This is a genomic window from Streptomyces viridosporus (assembly GCF_002078235.1).
Lineage (GTDB): Bacteria > Actinomycetota > Actinomycetes > Streptomycetales > Streptomycetaceae > Streptomyces > Streptomyces viridosporus.
This window is the reverse complement of record NZ_MSGP01000034.1, coordinates 1-16,132: the sequence shown is the minus strand read 5'-3', so window position 1 is coordinate 16,132 and position 16,132 is coordinate 1. Positions and strand designations below refer to the sequence as shown.

The 16,132-nt window shown below is 73.8% G+C and carries 14 protein-coding genes; 4 read left to right on the top strand and 10 right to left on the bottom strand.

Annotated elements, in window-relative coordinates; all coding sequences use genetic code 11:
* Positions 1-310: 310 nt before the first annotated feature.
* Positions 311-1,276 (bottom strand): lipoyl synthase, encoded by a 966-nt coding sequence (gene lipA, locus B7L92_RS02605; protein WP_081235882.1) that lies wholly within the window; start codon positions 1,274-1,276, stop codon positions 311-313.
* 105 nt (positions 1,277-1,381) lie between these two features.
* On the bottom strand, positions 1,382-2,179 hold the full coding sequence (gene lipB / locus B7L92_RS02600) for a lipoyl(octanoyl) transferase LipB (RefSeq protein ID WP_081235881.1): 798 nt from the start codon (positions 2,177-2,179) through the stop codon (positions 1,382-1,384).
* A gap of 285 nt (positions 2,180-2,464) precedes the next feature.
* Here lipB and B7L92_RS02595 point away from each other — a divergent pair, with 285 nt between their 5' ends.
* Positions 2,465-3,931, top strand: a complete 1,467-nt coding sequence (locus B7L92_RS02595) for an NsdA family TPR-like regulatory protein (RefSeq protein ID WP_081235880.1) — start codon at positions 2,465-2,467, stop codon at positions 3,929-3,931.
* Between the two features lie 98 nt (positions 3,932-4,029).
* On the opposite strand, the gene B7L92_RS02590 is transcribed toward B7L92_RS02595, so the two are convergent.
* Positions 4,030-5,439 carry an NAD(P)/FAD-dependent oxidoreductase gene (locus B7L92_RS02590; RefSeq protein ID WP_081235879.1) on the bottom strand — a complete coding sequence of 470 codons (1,410 nt, stop codon included), beginning with the start codon at positions 5,437-5,439 and terminating at the stop codon, positions 4,030-4,032.
* Between the two features lie 233 nt (positions 5,440-5,672).
* The gene (locus tag B7L92_RS02585) at positions 5,673-6,575 is read right to left on the bottom strand and encodes a TIGR01777 family oxidoreductase (RefSeq protein WP_081235878.1); all 903 of its coding nucleotides are present in this window, start codon (positions 6,573-6,575) and stop codon (positions 5,673-5,675) included.
* A gap of 72 nt (positions 6,576-6,647) precedes the next feature.
* Here B7L92_RS02585 and B7L92_RS02580 point away from each other — a divergent pair, with 72 nt between their 5' ends.
* Positions 6,648-7,181: a GNAT family N-acetyltransferase gene (locus B7L92_RS02580; RefSeq protein WP_081235877.1), complete on the top strand. Its 534-nt coding sequence runs from the start codon at positions 6,648-6,650 to the stop codon at positions 7,179-7,181.
* Here B7L92_RS02580 and B7L92_RS02575 read toward each other — a convergent pair.
* Entirely contained in the window at positions 7,171-8,355 is a 1,185-nt protein-coding gene (locus B7L92_RS02575) for a MarP family serine protease (RefSeq protein ID WP_081235876.1), read from the bottom strand. The two genes, B7L92_RS02580 and B7L92_RS02575, sit on opposite strands and share 11 nt — an antisense overlap.
* A 290-nt stretch (positions 8,356-8,645) precedes the next feature.
* Between B7L92_RS02575 and B7L92_RS02570 the strand changes: the two genes are divergently transcribed.
* Together B7L92_RS02570 and B7L92_RS02565 are read left to right on the top strand one after the other, a co-directional pair.
* A complete protein-coding gene (locus B7L92_RS02570; RefSeq protein WP_255310720.1) occupies positions 8,646-9,467 on the top strand; it encodes a peptidoglycan recognition protein family protein in 822 nt (273 codons plus the stop codon).
* The gene (locus B7L92_RS02565) at positions 9,464-9,655 is read left to right on the top strand and encodes a hypothetical protein (protein ID WP_081235874.1); all 192 of its coding nucleotides are present in this window, start codon (positions 9,464-9,466) and stop codon (positions 9,653-9,655) included. The genes B7L92_RS02570 and B7L92_RS02565 overlap by 4 nt, the downstream gene beginning before the upstream one ends.
* Before the next feature lie 19 nt (positions 9,656-9,674).
* Here B7L92_RS02565 and B7L92_RS02560 read toward each other — a convergent pair whose 3' ends face one another.
* From B7L92_RS02560 to sucB, 5 genes are all read right to left on the bottom strand, one after another.
* Positions 9,675-10,193, bottom strand: a complete 519-nt coding sequence (locus B7L92_RS02560; protein ID WP_081235873.1) for a DUF4240 domain-containing protein — start codon at positions 10,191-10,193, stop codon at positions 9,675-9,677.
* A gap of 6 nt (positions 10,194-10,199) precedes the next feature.
* Entirely contained in the window at positions 10,200-11,237 is a 1,038-nt protein-coding gene (locus B7L92_RS02555) for a helix-turn-helix transcriptional regulator (protein ID WP_081235872.1), read from the bottom strand.
* A gap of 63 nt (positions 11,238-11,300) precedes the next feature.
* Positions 11,301-14,003 carry a pyruvate dehydrogenase (acetyl-transferring), homodimeric type gene (aceE, locus tag B7L92_RS02550; RefSeq protein ID WP_081235871.1) on the bottom strand — a complete coding sequence of 901 codons (2,703 nt, stop codon included), beginning with the start codon at positions 14,001-14,003 and terminating at the stop codon, positions 11,301-11,303.
* 269 nt (positions 14,004-14,272) lie between these two features.
* Entirely contained in the window at positions 14,273-14,896 is a 624-nt protein-coding gene (locus B7L92_RS02545) for a GntR family transcriptional regulator (protein WP_004989028.1), read from the bottom strand.
* 259 nt (positions 14,897-15,155) lie between these two features.
* Positions 15,156-16,132: 2-oxoglutarate dehydrogenase, E2 component, dihydrolipoamide succinyltransferase (gene sucB / locus B7L92_RS02540; RefSeq protein ID WP_107501351.1), on the bottom strand; the 977-nt coding region annotated here is incomplete at its 5' end.

The window sequence follows — 16,132 nt, the reverse complement described above, 5'->3', positions numbered from 1 at the left end:
GTGAAGGACGGGATGGCGGTGGCGCGGACGGGAGCGGCCTGCATGGCGGAGGTCCCCTTCGGTACTCCGGGTACGGGTACGTGGTGTGATTCCAGGGTCACTGATTGGTGTTACCAGGGCGTGACCGACCGGTCAAACAGGGATGAAGCCCCGGTGGGCCGGTCCGGAACGCCGAAGCGGCCCCGAGTGCCGCCCTCATCTGCGAGGACGGTCGGGGCCGCGTGCTCTCGGCCGTGACCGGCGGGTAGCTCCTTGTGCGTGACTTCACACGCCGTGCCGCCCGGCGCGGGGCGGGACCGGTGACACCGCGTCAGACGGCCTGGGAGGCCACGTACGCGCCCCGCTTCTCGACCGCCATCCGGTACAGGCGGCCGGCGCGGTACGAGGAGCGGACCAGCGGGCCGGACATCACGCCGGAGAAGCCGATCTGCTCGGCCTCCTCCTTCAGCTCCACGAACTCGGCCGGCTTCACCCAGCGCTCGACGGGGTGGTGGCGCACCGACGGGCGCAGGTACTGCGTGATGGTGACCAGCTCGCAACCGGCGTCGTGCAGCTGCCTCAGCGCCTCGCCGACCTCCTCGCGGGTCTCGCCCATGCCGAGGATCAGGTTCGACTTGGTGACCAGGCCGTAGTCCCGGGCGGCGGTGATGACCTTCAGGGAGCGGTCGTAACGGAAGCCGGGGCGGATCCGCTTGAAGATCCTCGGCACCGTCTCGACGTTGTGCGCGAAGACCTCGGGGCGCGAGGAGAAGACCTCCTCGAGCTGTTCGGGGACCGCGTTGAAGTCGGGGGCGAGCAGCTCGACCTTGGTGCGGCCGTCCGCGCGGTCCGCGGTCTGCGTGTGGATCTGGCGCACGGTCTCGGCGTACAGCCAGGCGCCGCCGTCCTCCAGGTCGTCGCGGGCGACGCCGGTGATGGTGGCGTAGTTCAGGTCCATGGTGACCACGGACTCGCCCACGCGGCGCGGTTCGTCGCGGTCGAGGGCCTCGGGGCGGCCGGTGTCGATCTGGCAGAAGTCGCAGCGCCGGGTGCACTGGTCACCGCCGATGAGGAAGGTCGCCTCGCGGTCCTCCCAGCACTCGTAGATGTTCGGACAGCCGGCTTCCTGGCAGACCGTGTGCAGGCCCTCGCTCTTGACGAGGCTCTGCATCTTGGAGTACTCGGGACCCATTTTCGCCCGGGTCTTGATCCACTCGGGCTTGCGCTCGATGGGGGTCTGACTGTTGCGGACCTCCAGGCGCAGCAACTTGCGTCCGTCGGGTGCGACTGCGGACACGTCGGCTCCCTAGCTTCGATTCTTCGGCGTACACCAGGGTACGCCCGTGTTTGTGGGGCCTGCCCCGAGGGCCGACCTCCGACCGACGGGTTCCCTCCCCGTCGGTCAGGCGGTCGCCCGCTCGATCTCCCGCGGCTTGAGCTCCGCGTTCTCCAGGATGTCCCGCAGGTGCCGCTCCACGACCGGCAGCACCTCGTCGACGGTGATGTCGCGGCCCAGCTCGTGCGCCAGCGAGGTGACGCCCGCGTCGCGGATGCCGCACGGGATGATCCGGTCGAACCACTGGTTGTCGGGGTTCACGTTCAGCGAGAAGCCGTGCATGGTGACGCCCTTGGCCACGCGGATGCCGATCGCGGCGATCTTGCGGTCCTCGCGGCGCTGGCCGGCGTTGGAGGGCGCGTACTCCGGGCCGTTGAGCCGGGGGTCGAACTCCTCGTCGTGCAGCCGGGGGTCGAAGTCCAGGGAGAGGCCGCCGAGCGCCGGGCGCCGTTCGACCGGGTCGCCCAGCACCCACACCCCGCTGCGGCCCTCGATCCGGGTGGCCTCCAGGCCGAACTCCGCGCAGGTGCGCAGCAGCGCCTCCTCCAGGCGCCGGACGTGCGCGACCACGTCCACCGGGCGGGGCAGCTTCTGGATCGGGTAGCCCACCAGCTGGCCGGGGCCGTGCCAGGTGATCTTCCCGCCGCGGTCCACGTCGATGACCGGGGTGCCGTCCAGGGGCCGCTCGCCGTCCTCGGTGCGCCGGCCGGCGGTGTAGACCGGGGGGTGCTCCAGGAGGAGCACGGTGTCGGGGATCTCGTCGGCGAACCGCGCCGCGTGCACCCGGCGCTGCTCGTCCCAGGCCACCCGGTAGTCCACGGCCTCGGTCCCGAAGCCCATCCGGACGAACCGCAACTCACTCACGGCAAGTGCCTCCCTGGAAGTCGTCAGGCACACAACGCACCCACGCCACTGTACGACCGTACGACCGGTCCGGGAGGAGCGGCCGACGGGGGTGCCGGGGCGGGGCGACGACGGTTCCTACCCGTCAGCTTTCGGATCATTCCTCACACGATCGGATGAATGTGTATCGAGAAGTGCGATCGACTGCTCACTCTCCGCTACATTCGCGCCGTCCATGAGGCCGTGAGGACCGCTCACAGCAATCCGGGCGCATCGCTGACCGGAAGGCAGGAGACCGCACCACAGATGACGGAACGACCCGCGCAGCGCACCCCCAACCGACAGCTCGCCGCGCTCATCGCAGAAGCGGGGTTCTCCAACGCGGGACTCGCCCGTCGCGTGGACCAGCTCGGTCTCGAACACGGGCTCGACCTGAGATACGACAAGACGTCCGTCACCCGCTGGTTGCGCGGACAACAGCCGCGGGGCACCACCCCGGCGCTCATCGCCGAGGTCTTCACCCGGCGTCTCGGCCGGCGCCTGACCGCACAGGACCTCGGCCTGGACGCCTGCGCCCCCGTGTACGCGGGCCTGGAGTTCGCCGCCACTCCCGAGGAGGCCGTCGACATCGTCAGCGGGCTGTGGCGCAAGGACTCCGGGAGCCACGCCGAACTGCGCAAGATCGCCTTCACCTCCGCCGGACTCGTCGTCCCCAGCCGGGACTGGCTCATCGGCCGCGCGGACGAGAAGGTGGCCCGGGCCGAGCAGCCGGTGCGCGTCCCCGCCCAGGGCCGCCCGCCCGCCCTCCGCCCCCCGGGGCCGCCCGACTCCGCCGCCCGCCGGCGCGGCACGGCCGAACGCGGCCCCGGCCAGCGGGTCACCGGCGGCGACATCGCCGCGCTGCGCTCGGTCGGCGAGCTGTTCCGCACCCTCGACGACGCCTACGGCGGCGGCCACGCCCGCCAGGCCCTGGTGCGCTACCTGGAGCACGAGTGCGAGCCGATGCTGCGCGGCACCTACGGCGAGCAGACCGGCCGGCGCCTGTTCGCGGCCGCCGCCGAGCTGACCCGGCTGGCCGGCTGGACGTCCTACGACATCGCCGCGCACGGGCTCGCCCAGCGCTACTTCGTGCAGGCGCTCCGGCTCGCGCAGGCGGCCGGGGACCGGGCCTACGGCGCGTACGTGCTCGTCACCATGAGCCGGCAGGCCGTCTACCTCGCCCACGGGCGGGAGGCCGTCCAGCTCGCGCGGGTCGCCCAGCAGGGCGCGGGGAGCTCCGCGCCGCCCGTGGTCCAGGCCCTGCTGCACGCCGCCGAGGCGCGCGGGCACGCGGTGCTCGGCGAGGTGCGGGCCTGCACCGCCGCGCTGGTGCGCGCCGAACGCGCGCTGGAGGGCGCCCGGACCGGCGACGAGGCGCCGCACTGGGCGCGCTGCTTCGACGAGGCACAGCTCGCCGACGAGTTCGGCCACTGCCACCGGGACCTCCAGCAGTTCCGCGCCGCCGCCCAGCACGCGGAGCGCTCCCTGCAGCTGCGCGCCCCGGGCCACGCCCGCAACCGCCTGCTGTGCCGGGTGGTCCTGGCCACCGCCCGTCTCGGTCTCGGCGAACTCGACCAGGCCTGCCAGCTCGCCGCCGAGGCGGCCGGGCAGGCGACGGAGATGCGCTCGGTGCGGGCGGTGGAGTACGTCCGGGACTTCGAGCGCCGACTGGAGCCCTACCGCGACGCGGCCGCCGTGCGCACCTACCGCGACCGGGTCGCGGCCTACGGCTGACCCGCCCGCGCGGCCCGCCGCCGACCGCCGGGCCGGAGAGGACCCGGCCGACGGGGCCGCGGCGGGCGTACGGCCGCCCGTGGTCGGGCCGTCCGCGGTCAGGCCGCCCGTGCCGTGGGCAGGGGGTCCGCCGTGTGCAGGGGGCGGTCCGCGCCCAGGTCCGCGAGGATCGCGGCCGAGGCGCGGTGGGCCGAGTGCAGGGCGCCCTGGACCGTGCCGGTGTCCCGGTGGTCGCCGCACACGTACAGGCCCGCCAGCAGCCGCACCGGACGGCGCAGATCGTGCGGGGGCCGCATGGCGGGCACCGCCTCGGCGGTGTGGTGCACGGCGAGCGTCTCCCAGCGGGCGGTCGACGTCCCGTACAACCGGGCCAGGTGCATGCGGACGGCCGTGTCCACCTGGGCCGGGGGCGGGCCCAGGACCGTCGAGGACACCAGCGTGCGGCCGGCCGGCGCCCTGGACGGGTCGACCCGGCCGGTCACCGCCGTGTGGGCGACCGGGCCGCCCCGGTCGGCGTCGAGCAGCAGCGAGGTGCCGGTCGCCGGCGGCTCGTCGGCCGTGTGGTGCACCACCGTCACCGGGTGGAAGCCCGGTACGCGCAGACCGGGCAGCAGCTCGGCGGCGGACCGCGCGCCGGTGGCGATCAGCACCGCGCGGCAGCGGAACTCGCCGTGCTCCGCGGTGGTCACCGAGGTCGTCGACACGGCGGTGACCCGCACCCCCGTGTGCACCGTGCCCGGCGGCAGCGTCCGGGCCAGCCGCTCCGGCAGCGCCTCGGCGCCGCCCTCCGGCAGACACAGCCGCCCGCGCGCGAAGGCCCGCAGCGCGAGGTCCGCGCACCGGCTGGAGGTGGTGAGCTCCGGGTCGCACAGCAGGGCGGCGAGCAGCGGACGCAGGAAGCCGTCGATGGTGCGGGCGGGCAGGCCCCGGGCCACCAGCGCCTCGGCGACGGGCAGCTCGGGCCGGGCCAGCAGCCGTTCCACGGGCGTGTCCGCCAGCTTCGTGAACGCGGCGCCCAGCCGCGCCTGGTCGACCGCCGTGCCCAGCGGGGCGCCGGTGCGGCTGCGCGGTACGGACACCTGCCGTCCGGGCACGGCCACCGGCCTGCGCGGACCGGGAGCCGGCCGCGGGGCGCTCGCCAGAGCGCGCACCGCATGGAGTGCGCCCCTCGCGCCTCGGGCACTCCCGCCCCACGTGCCGGACTGCACGCCCGCGCGGTGGTGCCGTCCGTCGCTGTGCAGCAGGACGCCGGGCGCGAAGGGACGCAGGACGAGCCCGTCGAGGCCCGGGGCCAGTCGTAGTTCGGGATACGCGGTGGACAGCAACGGCCCGGTCCGGTCGAGCCGGAAGCCGTCGACCTTCTCGGTCGTCATGCGGCCGCCCACCTCGGGGGCGGCCTCCAGGACCATGGTGGTGACTCCTGCGCTGGTCAGTCGTCGCGCCGCGGAGAGTCCGGCGACCCCGGCTCCCACGACGACGACGTCCGCCTGGTACGTGGGCTCAAGCACGTGCCCCTCCTCGAGGTTGCGCGGGCGCTGGAAACGTCATGCCCTCAACAGGCCCCAGGAATACCCGAGTTCGGCTTGAGGCTAAGGCCGTGATCGGTCGCGGTCAGTCGCGCATCGGCAGAGCACGGGCGCACGGCGGTCGCACGGGCACGCCGGATGGGCACGGTGTGGTCACAGGGGGGTCGGTTCCGTGCGGACCGCGGTCGTACGTGCTCGTGCGTGCTCGTACGCGCTCACAGGGCCGCCCTGACCGCCCCCTCGATCTCCGGGAAGGCGAACCGGAAGCCGGACTCCAGCAGACGGGCCGGCAGCACCCGGGCACTGCCCAGCACGTCCCCGGCCATCTCGCCGAGCACCGCCCGCAGTACGGGCGCGGGCACCGCGAACACCGTCGGCCGGCGCAGCACACGGGCCATCGCCTCCGTGATCTCACGGTTGGTCAGCGGGTGCGGGGCGGTCAGGTTGAACGGCCCGGACAGCCCGTCGGTGTCCAGCAGATGGCGCAGCGCGGCCACCTCGTCGTGCAGCGCGATGAACGACCAGTACTGGCGCCCGTCGCCCAGCCGCCCGCCCAACCCGGCCCGGAACAGCGGGAAGAGCCTGCCCCACGCGCCGCCCCCGCGGGCCACCACCAGCCCGGTCCGCGCGAACACCGTCCGCACGCCCGCCTCCCGCGCCGGTGCCGCGGCGGCCTCCCACTCCACGCACAGGGACGGCAGGAAGCCCTCCCCGGGCGGCGCGCTCTCGTCGACCGCCCGGTCACCGGTGTCGCCGTAGTAGCCGATCGCGCTGCCGTTCACGAACACCCGGGGCCGCACGTCCTCGGCCAGTTCCGCGACGGCCCCGGCGAGCGCGGCCGTGCCCCGCACCCGACTGGTGCGGATCAGCTCCTTGTACTGCGCCGTCCAGCGCCGGTCGCCCACCCCGGCCCCCGCGAGGTTGACCACGGCGTCGCACCCGGCGAGCCCGGCGGCGTCCACGGACCCCCGCTCCGGGTCCCACCGGACCTCGTCCGCCGCCCGGGGCGCACGCCGCACCAGACGGCGGACCTGGTGCCCGTCGGAGGTCAGGGACCGGACCAGCGCGTCGCCGATGAGACCGGACGCGCCGGCCACCGCGATTCGGGAACGTTCCATGGGTCCCATCCTGCCCCCGGCCGCCCGCGAATCACGGTCGGCCACGCGCCCGCCCGACGTACAGTGACGCCCATGCCCGAGCCGTACATACGCACCGCCCGCCCCGACGACGAGGCGGAACTGGCCCGCCTCGACCGCGCGACCTGGTCCCCCCTGCACGCGGTCGCACCGCCGCCGGGGCCGCACGACCCCTTCTTCCGCGAGCACTGCGGGCCGGACGACCACCTCGTCGCCGAGCACGAGGGCCGCCCCGTCGGCTACGTCCGGCTCGGCTTCCCCACACGGCTCGCCTCCAACGCGCACGTCCGGCAGATCCACGGCCTCGCCGTCGCCGAGGAGGCGCGCGGCAGGGGGATCGGCCGGGCCCTGGTGCGGGCCGCCGTGGCGGAGGCCCGCCGGCGGGGCGCCCGCCGCCTCACCCTGCGCGTCCTCGGCCACAACACCGCCGCCCGCGCGCTGTACGCGTCCGAGGGCTTCGTCGTGGAGGGCGTGCAGCCGGAGGAGTTCCACCTCGACGGGGCGTACGTCGACGACGTCCTGATGGGGCGTTCCCTGCTCGGAGCCGACCCCGGCGGCGCCCCACGGGACGACCGCCCTACGAGGTGACCAGGTCCCCGGTGTCCACCGGCGCCGTCGCGTTCGCCGCGCGCGCGGCGTCGTCCGCCACCTCGTCCGCCGTCAGCACGTAGCCGGTCTCGGTGTCCGAGGTGGAACGGGCGAACACCACGCCGTACACCCGGCCGTCGGTGGTCAGCAGCGGCCCGCCGGAGTTGCCGGGGCGGACGGTCGAGCGGATCGAGTAGATCTCACGGACGACCGTCCGGTCGTTGTAGATGTTCTGCCCCCGGGCCTGCACCCGGCTCGCCACCGTGGCCGCCTGCAGGTTCAGGTCGCCGTCCTGCGGATAGCCCGCGACGACCGCCGAGTCGCCGCGCCCGGCCTCGTCGTCGAACCGCAGCACCGGCGCCCGCAGGTCGGGCACGTACAGCACGGCCACGTCCTTCTGCGGGTCGAACAGCACCACCCGCGCCTCGTAGGCCCGCCCGACCCCGCCGACCCGCACCGTCGGCTCGTCGATCCCGGCCACCACGTGGGCGTTGGTCATCACGCGCTCGCGTGCGTACACGAAGCCGCTGCCCTCGCGGCCCTGGAGGCCCGCGACGCCCTCCACCTTCACCGTGCTGCGCTGGGCGGCCCGGGTCGCGGCCGCCGTGACGCTGTCGCCGGAGGGCTCGGCGACCTCGGCGGTCGACTCGTTCTCGAACGGGTTGAAGACCTGCGGGAAACCCGCCTCCGTCAGCGCCGAGGTGGCCCGCGAGAACCATCCCGGAGTGGTCTCCGGCATCACGTCCTGCACCGCGCCGAGCAGCCGCGAGTCCCGGATCGCCGAGGTGACCAGCGGGGAGGAGGAGGCGCCCAGCACGCTCGCGGCCACCCACGCCACGATCAGCACGGCCACCGAGTTGGCCAGCGCCCCGCCGATCCCGTCCGCCACCCGCAGCGGCCCCCGGTCCAGCTCGCGCCGCAGCCTGAGCGCCAGCCTCCCCGCCAGCTCGTGGCCCACCACCGCCGGCAGCAGCACCGTGAACACGGCCGCCACCGTCGCCCGGGTCGTCCCCGGCGTCACCAGGTCCATCACCCAGGGCAGGATCCACACGCCGACGACCGCGCCGCCCACGAAACCGGCCAGCGACACGCAGCCCGCCAGCAGTCCGCGCCGGTAACCGGACGCCGCGTAGGCCAGGACGACCAGCAACAGCAGGATGTCGAGCAGGTCCACGCACGCCGCCTTTCTCTCGGGCCCCCTCATACGTGGGGGAGGGGCCCGGTGATCAGCCACGCGCGCGGACGGCCGCCGGAGAACGGCCACGCGCGCGTGCACCAGGGAAAACGCGGCGCACCCGGACGATGGTTCCACCAGGTGGCACACCACATATCGCGGACGGGGCGGTGCGCGCACACAGTGGGACCATGCGTGTCCCCAGAAGACCGAGGGGGGCGCGGGTGCGCCGTCCCTCCCGGCTACCCGGAGGCAGGTCCCGCACTCCGGGACTGCCCAGGGCCGTCGCGGTGCCGCTCGGCTGTCTGCCGGGCCTCGCCGCGGCCGTCGCCCTGGTGCTGTGCGCCCATGGCGTCGAGCACGCCGCCGAGTCCACCGCCGGCACCGTCGCGCGCACCACGCCGCCCGCCCACACCGCACCCCGGCCGCCGGTCGTGCCGCGCTCGGCCTGGCTCGGCGACGCCGCCCGCGAGCAGCCGCCCCCGCGCTACGACGACGAGGTCGTCGCCGTCTTCGTCCACCACACCGACTCGCCCAACGGCTACGACTGCGCCGACGCGCCCGGCATCATCCGGCACCTGTACGAGGGCCAGACCCTCGGCCGCGACTGGGACGACCTCGGCTACAACTTCGTCGTCGACCGCTGCGGCACCGTCTACGAGGGCCGCGCGGGCGGCGTCGACCGCCCCGTCACCGGCGCCCACACCCAGGGCTTCAACCACCGCACCACGGGCATCGCCGCGCTCGGCACCTTCACCGAGGGCGTCTCCGTGTCGCCCGAGATGCTGCACGCGATCGCCGCGCTGGCCGCCTGGAAGCTCGGCACGTCCGGAACCGACCCGCGCGCCGACGTCCGGCTGGTCTCCAGCAACGGTGGCAGCCGGTACGCGGCGGGCACCGCCGCCGTGCTGCCCGCCGTCGCGGGCCACAGCGACGGCTACATGACCAGCTGTCCGGGCGCCGCCCTGCACGCCCGCCTCCCGGAGATCCGGGAACGCGCGGCCCGCCTCCAGGGGCGGGGCGCGCCGCGGGAGGACGGCAGGGCCGCCGGTGACCCGGGGCCCGCCGCCCCGCCGTACCGCACCACGGCCGACCGGAGGGGGGACCGATGAGCACCGACCGCGACACCCACCGTCCGAGACCCGCCTGGATGAACGCCCTGCGCGGCTCCTGGACGGCCCTGTGCGCCGCCGCGGCCGTCGTCCTGGGCCCGGCGACCCACACCGCCTCCACCCTCGTCCAGGCGAACGCGGCACCGCTGCGCCACGCGCCGGACCGGGACCGCGGCCCGGTCCGCTGAGCGGCCCGGGCCGACGGGGTCAGCCCCGGAAGCGTTCCCAGAGCCGGGGGTAGCGCGCGGCGAGCATGCTTTCCTGCTCGAAGTCGAGCGGGGTGCCCTCGGGCTCCGCGGGCGCCGGGGGCAGGTCCAGGTCGGGGGCCACCGTGCCGGTGAGCCGCTCGTACGCCTCGTCCGCCGCGTAGCCGAGGTCCTCGCCGTCGCCGTCGATCTCCTCGTCGAACTCGCCCAGCAGGTCGGCGAGCGCGTCCGGGTCGTGCAGGGCGCCCTCGAAGACCTCGCGGCCCTGGCCGATCAGCCAGCACCGGAAGAAGTCGAAGGCGTCGTCGCTCGCCCCGTCCAGCAGCACCCAGGCGGCACCCCACAGGTCCCAGCGGTAGGCGCGGTGGTAGCGGGACTCGAAGTGACGGGCGAAGTCCAGGACCGCCTCCGGGTCCCTGCGCACGAGCCGCTCCACGAGCAGGTCGGCCTGCTCCTCCGGATCGCCCCCGGCTTCCTCCCGGGCGGTGTCCACCAGCTCCCAGAACTCCGTCTCGTCCATCACGCGTCAAGCATCGGCCCTGGGGCCGGGGGACGCACCCGGAGTGGGCGCGGTCCGCCGCGGCCGGTACAGCTCCGCCGAGCGGGCCGCCTGGGCGGCGAACCGCTCCCGCAGCGTCCCGGGCTCCAGCACCTCCACCTCCGGCCCCAGCGCCGTCAGCTGCGTGTGCGCGACCTCCTCGGACTCCACCGGCAGGGTCAGCGTCACCCACCCGTCGCCGTCCGGCTCGCCCGCCCCGGCCAGCGCCTCCCGGGCGGACAGCGGATCCACGGCGTGCGGCAGCCGGCGTGCGCCCTCGGGCGACAGCCGCACCACGACCCGGTCGCGCAGGAGCGAGCGCGCGAACTGCTCGGCCCGCTCCTCCCAGAACGCGGGCAGGTCGAACTCCTCCTCGCGCTCGAAGCGCTCCTCACCCGCGTCCACCGCCGTGAACCGGTCGATCCGGTAGACCCGGAAGGACCCGTGCCCGGCCACCCGCGCGCACAGGTACCAGACGCCCGCCTTGAGCACGAGCCCGTAGGGCTCCAGCTCCCGCGCGACCTCCCGCCGCTGCTCCCCCGCGCCGCGCCGGTAGCGCGCGGTGATCCGCCGGTCGTCCCACACCGCGTCCGCGACCGCCGGCAGCAGCTCGGGGGTCTCCGGCTCGCGGAACCAGTTCGGCGCGTCCAGGTGGAACCGCTGCGCCGCCGTCCGCGACGCGTCCCGCAGGGACGGCAGCAGCGCCGCCGACACCTTCAGCCGGGCCGCCGAGGCGGCGTCCTCGAGCCCCATCTCGCGCAGCGCCCCCGGCACCCCGGACAGGAACAGCGCCTCCGCCTCGCTGCGCGCCAGCCCCGTCAGCCGCGTGCGGTACCCGCCGACCAGCCGGTACCCCCCGATGCGGCCCCGGTCCGCGTACACCGGCACCCCGGCCTCCGACAGCGCCTGCGCGTCCCGGGTGACCGTCCGCTCCGACACCTCCAGCTCCCGGGCCAGCTCGGCGGCGGTCATGGAGGGCCGGGACTGCAGCAGCAGCACCATCTTGATCAGCCGGGCAGCACGCATGGGGCCCATCATGCAGGAGGCCCCCCGCCGTGGCGGGGGGCCTCCCGGAGTACCGGCCGGTTCCTACAGGCCGTAGCGCTCGCGCGCCTCCTTCACGGCCGTCGCCTGCACCTCGCCGCGCCGGGCGAGCTGGGCCAGGGCCGCGACGACGATGGACTCGGCGTCGACGCCGAAGTGGCGGCGGGCCGCCTCACGGGTGTCCGAGAGGCCGAAGCCGTCGGCGCCCAGCGACGTGTAGTCCTGCTCGACCCACTGCGCGATCTGGTCCGGGACCTGGCGCATGTAGTCGGAGACCGCCAGCACCGGGCCCTCGGCGCCCTGGAGCGCCTGCCGGACGAACGGCACCCGCTCCTCGCCGCGCAGCAGCGCCTCGTCCGCCTCCATGGCGTCCCGGCGCAGCTCCGTCCAGGAGGTGGCGGACCAGACGTCGGCGGCCACGCCCCACTCCTCGGCGAGCAGCCGCTGTGCCCGCAGCGCCCAGTGGATCGCCGTACCGGAGCCCAGGAGCTGGATCCGCGGGGCGTTCGCGGCCGGGGTCAGACCCGCCGTCTCCGCCGTGTTGAAGCGGTACAGGCCCTTGACGATGCCCTCGTCGACGCCGGGGGCGGCCGGCTTGGCGGGCTGCGGCAGCGGCTCGTTGTAGACCGTCAGGTAGTAGAAGACGTCCTGGTCCTCGCCGGGCCGGGCCTCGCCGAACATCCGGCGCAGACCCTCCTTGACGATGACCGCGATCTCGTACGCGAACGCCGGGTCGTACGTCAGCGCCGCCGGGTTGGTCGCCGCGATGACCGGCGAGTGGCCGTCGGCGTGCTGCAGGCCCTCGCCCGTCAGCGTGGTGCGGCCGGCCGTGGCGCCGACCAGGAAGCCGCGGCCGAGCTGGTCGCCGAGCTGCCACATCTGGTCGCCGGTGCGCTGCCAGCCGAACATCGAGTAGTAGATGTAGAACGGGATCATCGTCTCGCCGTGCGTCGCGTACGACGTCGAGGCGGCGATGAACTCGGCCATGGCACCGGCCTCGGTGATCCCCTCGTTGAAGATCTGCCCGTTCTTCGCCTCCTTGTAGTACATCAGCTGGTCGCGGTCGACCGGCTCGTACGTCTGGCCCATCGGCGAGTAGATGCCGAGGGAGGGGAAGAGGCTCTCCATGCCGAAGGTGCGCGCCTCGTCGGGGACGATCGGCACCCAGCGCCTGCCGGTCTCCTTGTCGCGGACCAGGTCCTTGACCAGGCGGACGAACGCCATGGTGGTGGCCACGTTCTGCGAGCCGGAGCCCTTGTCGAAGGCGGTGAACGCCTTGTCGGCCGGCTGGGGCAGCGGCGCGACCGGGTGGACGCGGCGGGCCGGGGCCGGGCCGCCGAGGGCGGCGCGGCGCTCCTGGAGGTAGCGGACCTCGGGGGAGTCGGCGCCCGGGTGGGCGTAGGGGACCTCGCCGTCGACGAAGGCGCTGTCGCTGATCGGCAGGCCGAGGCGGTCGCGCATCGCCTTGAACTCGTCCGCCGTCAGCTTCTTCATCTGGTGGTTGGCGTTCTTCGAGGCGAAGCCCTCACCGAGGGTGTGGCCCTTGACCGTCTGCGCCAGGATCACGGTCGGCGCGCCCTTGTGGGCGAGCGCGGCCTTGTAGGCGGCGTAGACCTTGCGGGGCTCGTGGCCGCCGCGGGAGAAGTGGAAGCACTCAAGGATCTTGTCGTCGCTCAGCAGCTTCGCCATCTCGACGAGCGCCGGGTCCTTGCCGAAGAAGTCCTCGCGGATGTAGGCGGCGTCGCGCGTCTGGTACGTCTGCACCTGCGCGTCCGGCACCTCGCGCAGCCGGCGGACCAGCGCGCCCGTGGTGTCGAGCCGGAACAGCTCGTCCCAGGCGGTGCCCCACAGCGTCTTGACCACGTTCCAGCCGGCGCCGCGGAACTGGGCCTCCAGCTCCTGCACGATCTTGAAGTTGGCGCGGACCGGGCCGTCCAGGCGCTGCAGGTTGCAGTTGACGACGAAGGTGAGGTTGTCCAGCTGCTCGCGGGCGGCCAGGGTGAGCGCGGTCGTCGACTCGGGCTCGTCCATCTCGCCGTCGCCGAGGAACGCCCAGACGTGGGAGTCGGAGACGTCCTTGATGCCGCGGTTGGTCAGGTAGCGGTTGAAGCGCGCCTGGTAGATCGCGGAGATCGGGCCGAGGCCCATCGACACCGTCGGGAACTCCCACAGCCAGGGCAGGCGGCGCGGGTGCGGGTACGACGGCAGGCCGTTGCCGCCGGCCTCGCGGCGGAAGTTGTCCAGGTGCTGCTCGCCGATCCGGCCGTCGAGGAAGGCACGGGCGTAGATGCCGGGGGAGGCGTGGCCCTGGATGTAGAGCTGGTCGCCGGAGCCGTCACCCTCCTTGCCCCGGAAGAAGTGGTTGAAGCCGGTCTCGTACAGCCAGGCGGCGGAGGCGAAGGTGGCGATGTGGCCGCCGACGCCGTACTTGCTGCCGCGGGTCACCATGGCGGCCGCGTTCCAGCGGTTCCACGCGGTGATCCGGGCCTCCATCTCCTCGTCGCCGTCCACGGTGGGCTCGGCGGCGGTGGGGATGGTGTTGATGTAGTCGGTCTCGAGAAGCTTCGGCAGCGCGATGCCGGCACCCTCGGCGTGCTCCAGCGTGCGGCGCATCAGGTACGCGGCACGGTGCGGCCCGGCCGCCTCGGTGACGGCGTCCAGGGAGGCCTGCCACTCGGCGGTCTCCTCGGGGTCGCGGTCCGGGAGCTGGTCGAGCTCACTCGGCCGGATGGCGTTGGGGTCGGTCATGTCGCCGCCTTCCTCAGTCGAAGGGGGTTCCCTCATCGGTAAGGGTTCGGGGGTGCCCTTGGTCTTTGGCAGGACAGGGCGCGGGGCTCGGGTGGAAGCCCGCTGGCGACTGTAACCCCCTGATCGATGATCGATCAAAGGGTTGAAGGGTAAAACCTCTCGATAACAAGAAAGTAGGCACGCGGTGCCTGCGAAAGTGGCACCGAGTGACGGGTTTCTGCCATGTTTTCGCAGGTGAAACCGCGTATGAGCGGGCCTTTGCTCGGGTGCTACGCTCTGGGCGCACATCCGAGGACGTGCGCCTTCACGAGTTCCGCGATCCGGGGATCGCGCCGGCGGAACGCGGCGACCAGTTCCTCGTGCTCCTCGGCGTACGACTGCTGGACCGTGCCCAGCCAGCGGATGGACAGCGCGGTGAAGACCTCGATGCCCAGGCCCTCCCAGGTGTGCAGCAGCACCGAGTTGCCGGCCGCGCGGACCAGTTCGCGGTGGAAGGCGACGGTGTGCCGCACCTGCCCCGTGCCGTCGGACAGGCGGTCGGCCTCGTACAGGGCGGCGACGTGCGGCTCCAGCGCCGAGCAGTCCCGTGCCAGCCGCTCCGCCGCCAGTTCCGCGGCGATCGCCTCCAGGCCGGCCCGGACCGGGTAGCTCTCCTCGAGGTCGGCGGCCGTCAGGTTCCGAACCCGCACGCCCTTGTTCGGCGCCGACTCGATCAGCCGCAGCGACTCCAGCTCGCGCAGCGCCTCCCGCACCGGCGTCTGGCTGACCTCCAGCTCGGTCGCGATCCGCCGCTCCACGATCCGCTCGCCCGGCTGCCAGCGTCCGCTGATGATCCCCTCCAGGATGTGCTCGCGGATCTGCTCGCGCAGCGAGTGGACGACGGGCGCGGTCATGAGGGCTCCTTAGACGGGGACCCACGGGACCCCTGAGGGCGTTTGACGTTGAGAAACAATACGGCCGCCGCGCCGCGCGGAAGGAGCGCACAGGGGCGCTCGCGCCCAGGTGAGACGAGACTTACACGCGCCGTGTGACCGAACACGACCGGACGCGACCGGAGAGGGCCCGCCACGGTCGAAGCCGGCCGTCATACGACGGTGCCCCCGTCCGGAAGTTTCCGGACGGGGGCACGTGGGGCCGTTCAGCGACCGCGGGTCACAGGCCGAGCTCGACCTCGAACTCGCCCGCCTCCAGGATCGCCTTGACCGCCGTCAGGTAACGGGCCGCGTCGGCACCGTCCACCAGGCGGTGGTCGTAGGAGAGGGTCAGGTAGGTCATGTCGCGGACGCCGATGACCGTGCCCTCCTCCGTCTCGATGACGGCCGGGCGCTTCACCGTGGCACCGATGCCGAGGATCGCGACCTGGCCCGGAGGCACGATGATCGTGTCGAACAGCGCGCCGCGCGAACCGGTGTTGCTGATGGTGAAGGTCGCGCCGGACAGCTCGTCCGGAGTGATCTTGTTGCCCCGGACCTTGCCCGCCAGCTCGGCCGTGGCCTTGGCGATGCCGGCGATGTTGAGGTCACCGGCGTTCTTGATGACCGGGGTCATCAGGCCCTTCTCGGAGTCCACCGCGATACCGATGTTCTCGGTGTCGAAGTAGGTGATGGTCCCCTCGGCCTCGTTGATCTTGGCGTTGATGACCGGGTGGGCCTTCAGCGCCTGGGCCGCGGCCTTGACGAAGAACGGCATCGGGGAGAGCTTGACGCCCTCGCGCGCCGCGAACGAGTCCTTCGCCTGGGCGCGCAGCTTCATCAGGCGGGTGACGTCGACCTCGACGACCGAGGACAGCTGGGCCTGCTCGTGCAGGGCCTTGACCATGTTGTCGCCGATGACCTTGCGGATCCGCGGCATCTTCACGGTCTGGCCGCGCAGCGGGGAGGCCTCCAGGACGGGGGTCTTCCGCGCGGCGGGCGCGGCGGCGGCCGGAGCCGGGGCCGGGGCGGCGGCCTTCGCGGCCTCGGCGGCGGCGAGGACGTCCTGCTTGCGGATGCGGCCGCCGACGCCGGTGCCCTTGACGGTGGACAGGTCGACGCCGTTCTCGGCGGCGAGCTTGCGCACCAGCGGGGTCACGTAGGCGCCCTCGTCCTTCGGCTGGACGGCGGCCGGGACGGCCGCCGTCCAGCCGAAGG

Bases quoted from the DNA above. Each gene is read 5' to 3' on its own strand.
- B7L92_RS02595 (WP_081235880.1), top strand. From the start codon at position 2,465: ATGACGGAACGACCCGCGCAGCGCACCCCCAACCGACAGCTCGCCGCG.
- B7L92_RS02585 (WP_081235878.1), bottom strand. From the start codon at position 6,575: ATGGAACGTTCCCGAATCGCGGTGGCCGGCGCGTCCGGTCTCATCGGC.
- B7L92_RS02565 (WP_081235874.1), top strand. From the start codon at position 9,464: ATGAGCACCGACCGCGACACCCACCGTCCGAGACCCGCCTGGATGAAC.
- B7L92_RS02560 (WP_081235873.1), bottom strand. From the start codon at position 10,193: ATGGACGAGACGGAGTTCTGGGAGCTGGTGGACACCGCCCGGGAGGAA.
- B7L92_RS02555 (WP_081235872.1), bottom strand. From the start codon at position 11,237: ATGCGTGCTGCCCGGCTGATCAAGATGGTGCTGCTGCTGCAGTCCCGG.
- B7L92_RS02545 (WP_004989028.1), bottom strand. From the start codon at position 14,896: ATGACCGCGCCCGTCGTCCACTCGCTGCGCGAGCAGATCCGCGAGCAC.
- aceE (WP_081235871.1), bottom strand. From the start codon at position 14,003: ATGACCGACCCCAACGCCATCCGGCCGAGTGAGCTCGACCAGCTCCCG.
- B7L92_RS02580 (WP_081235877.1), top strand. From the start codon at position 6,648: ATGCCCGAGCCGTACATACGCACCGCCCGCCCCGACGACGAGGCGGAA.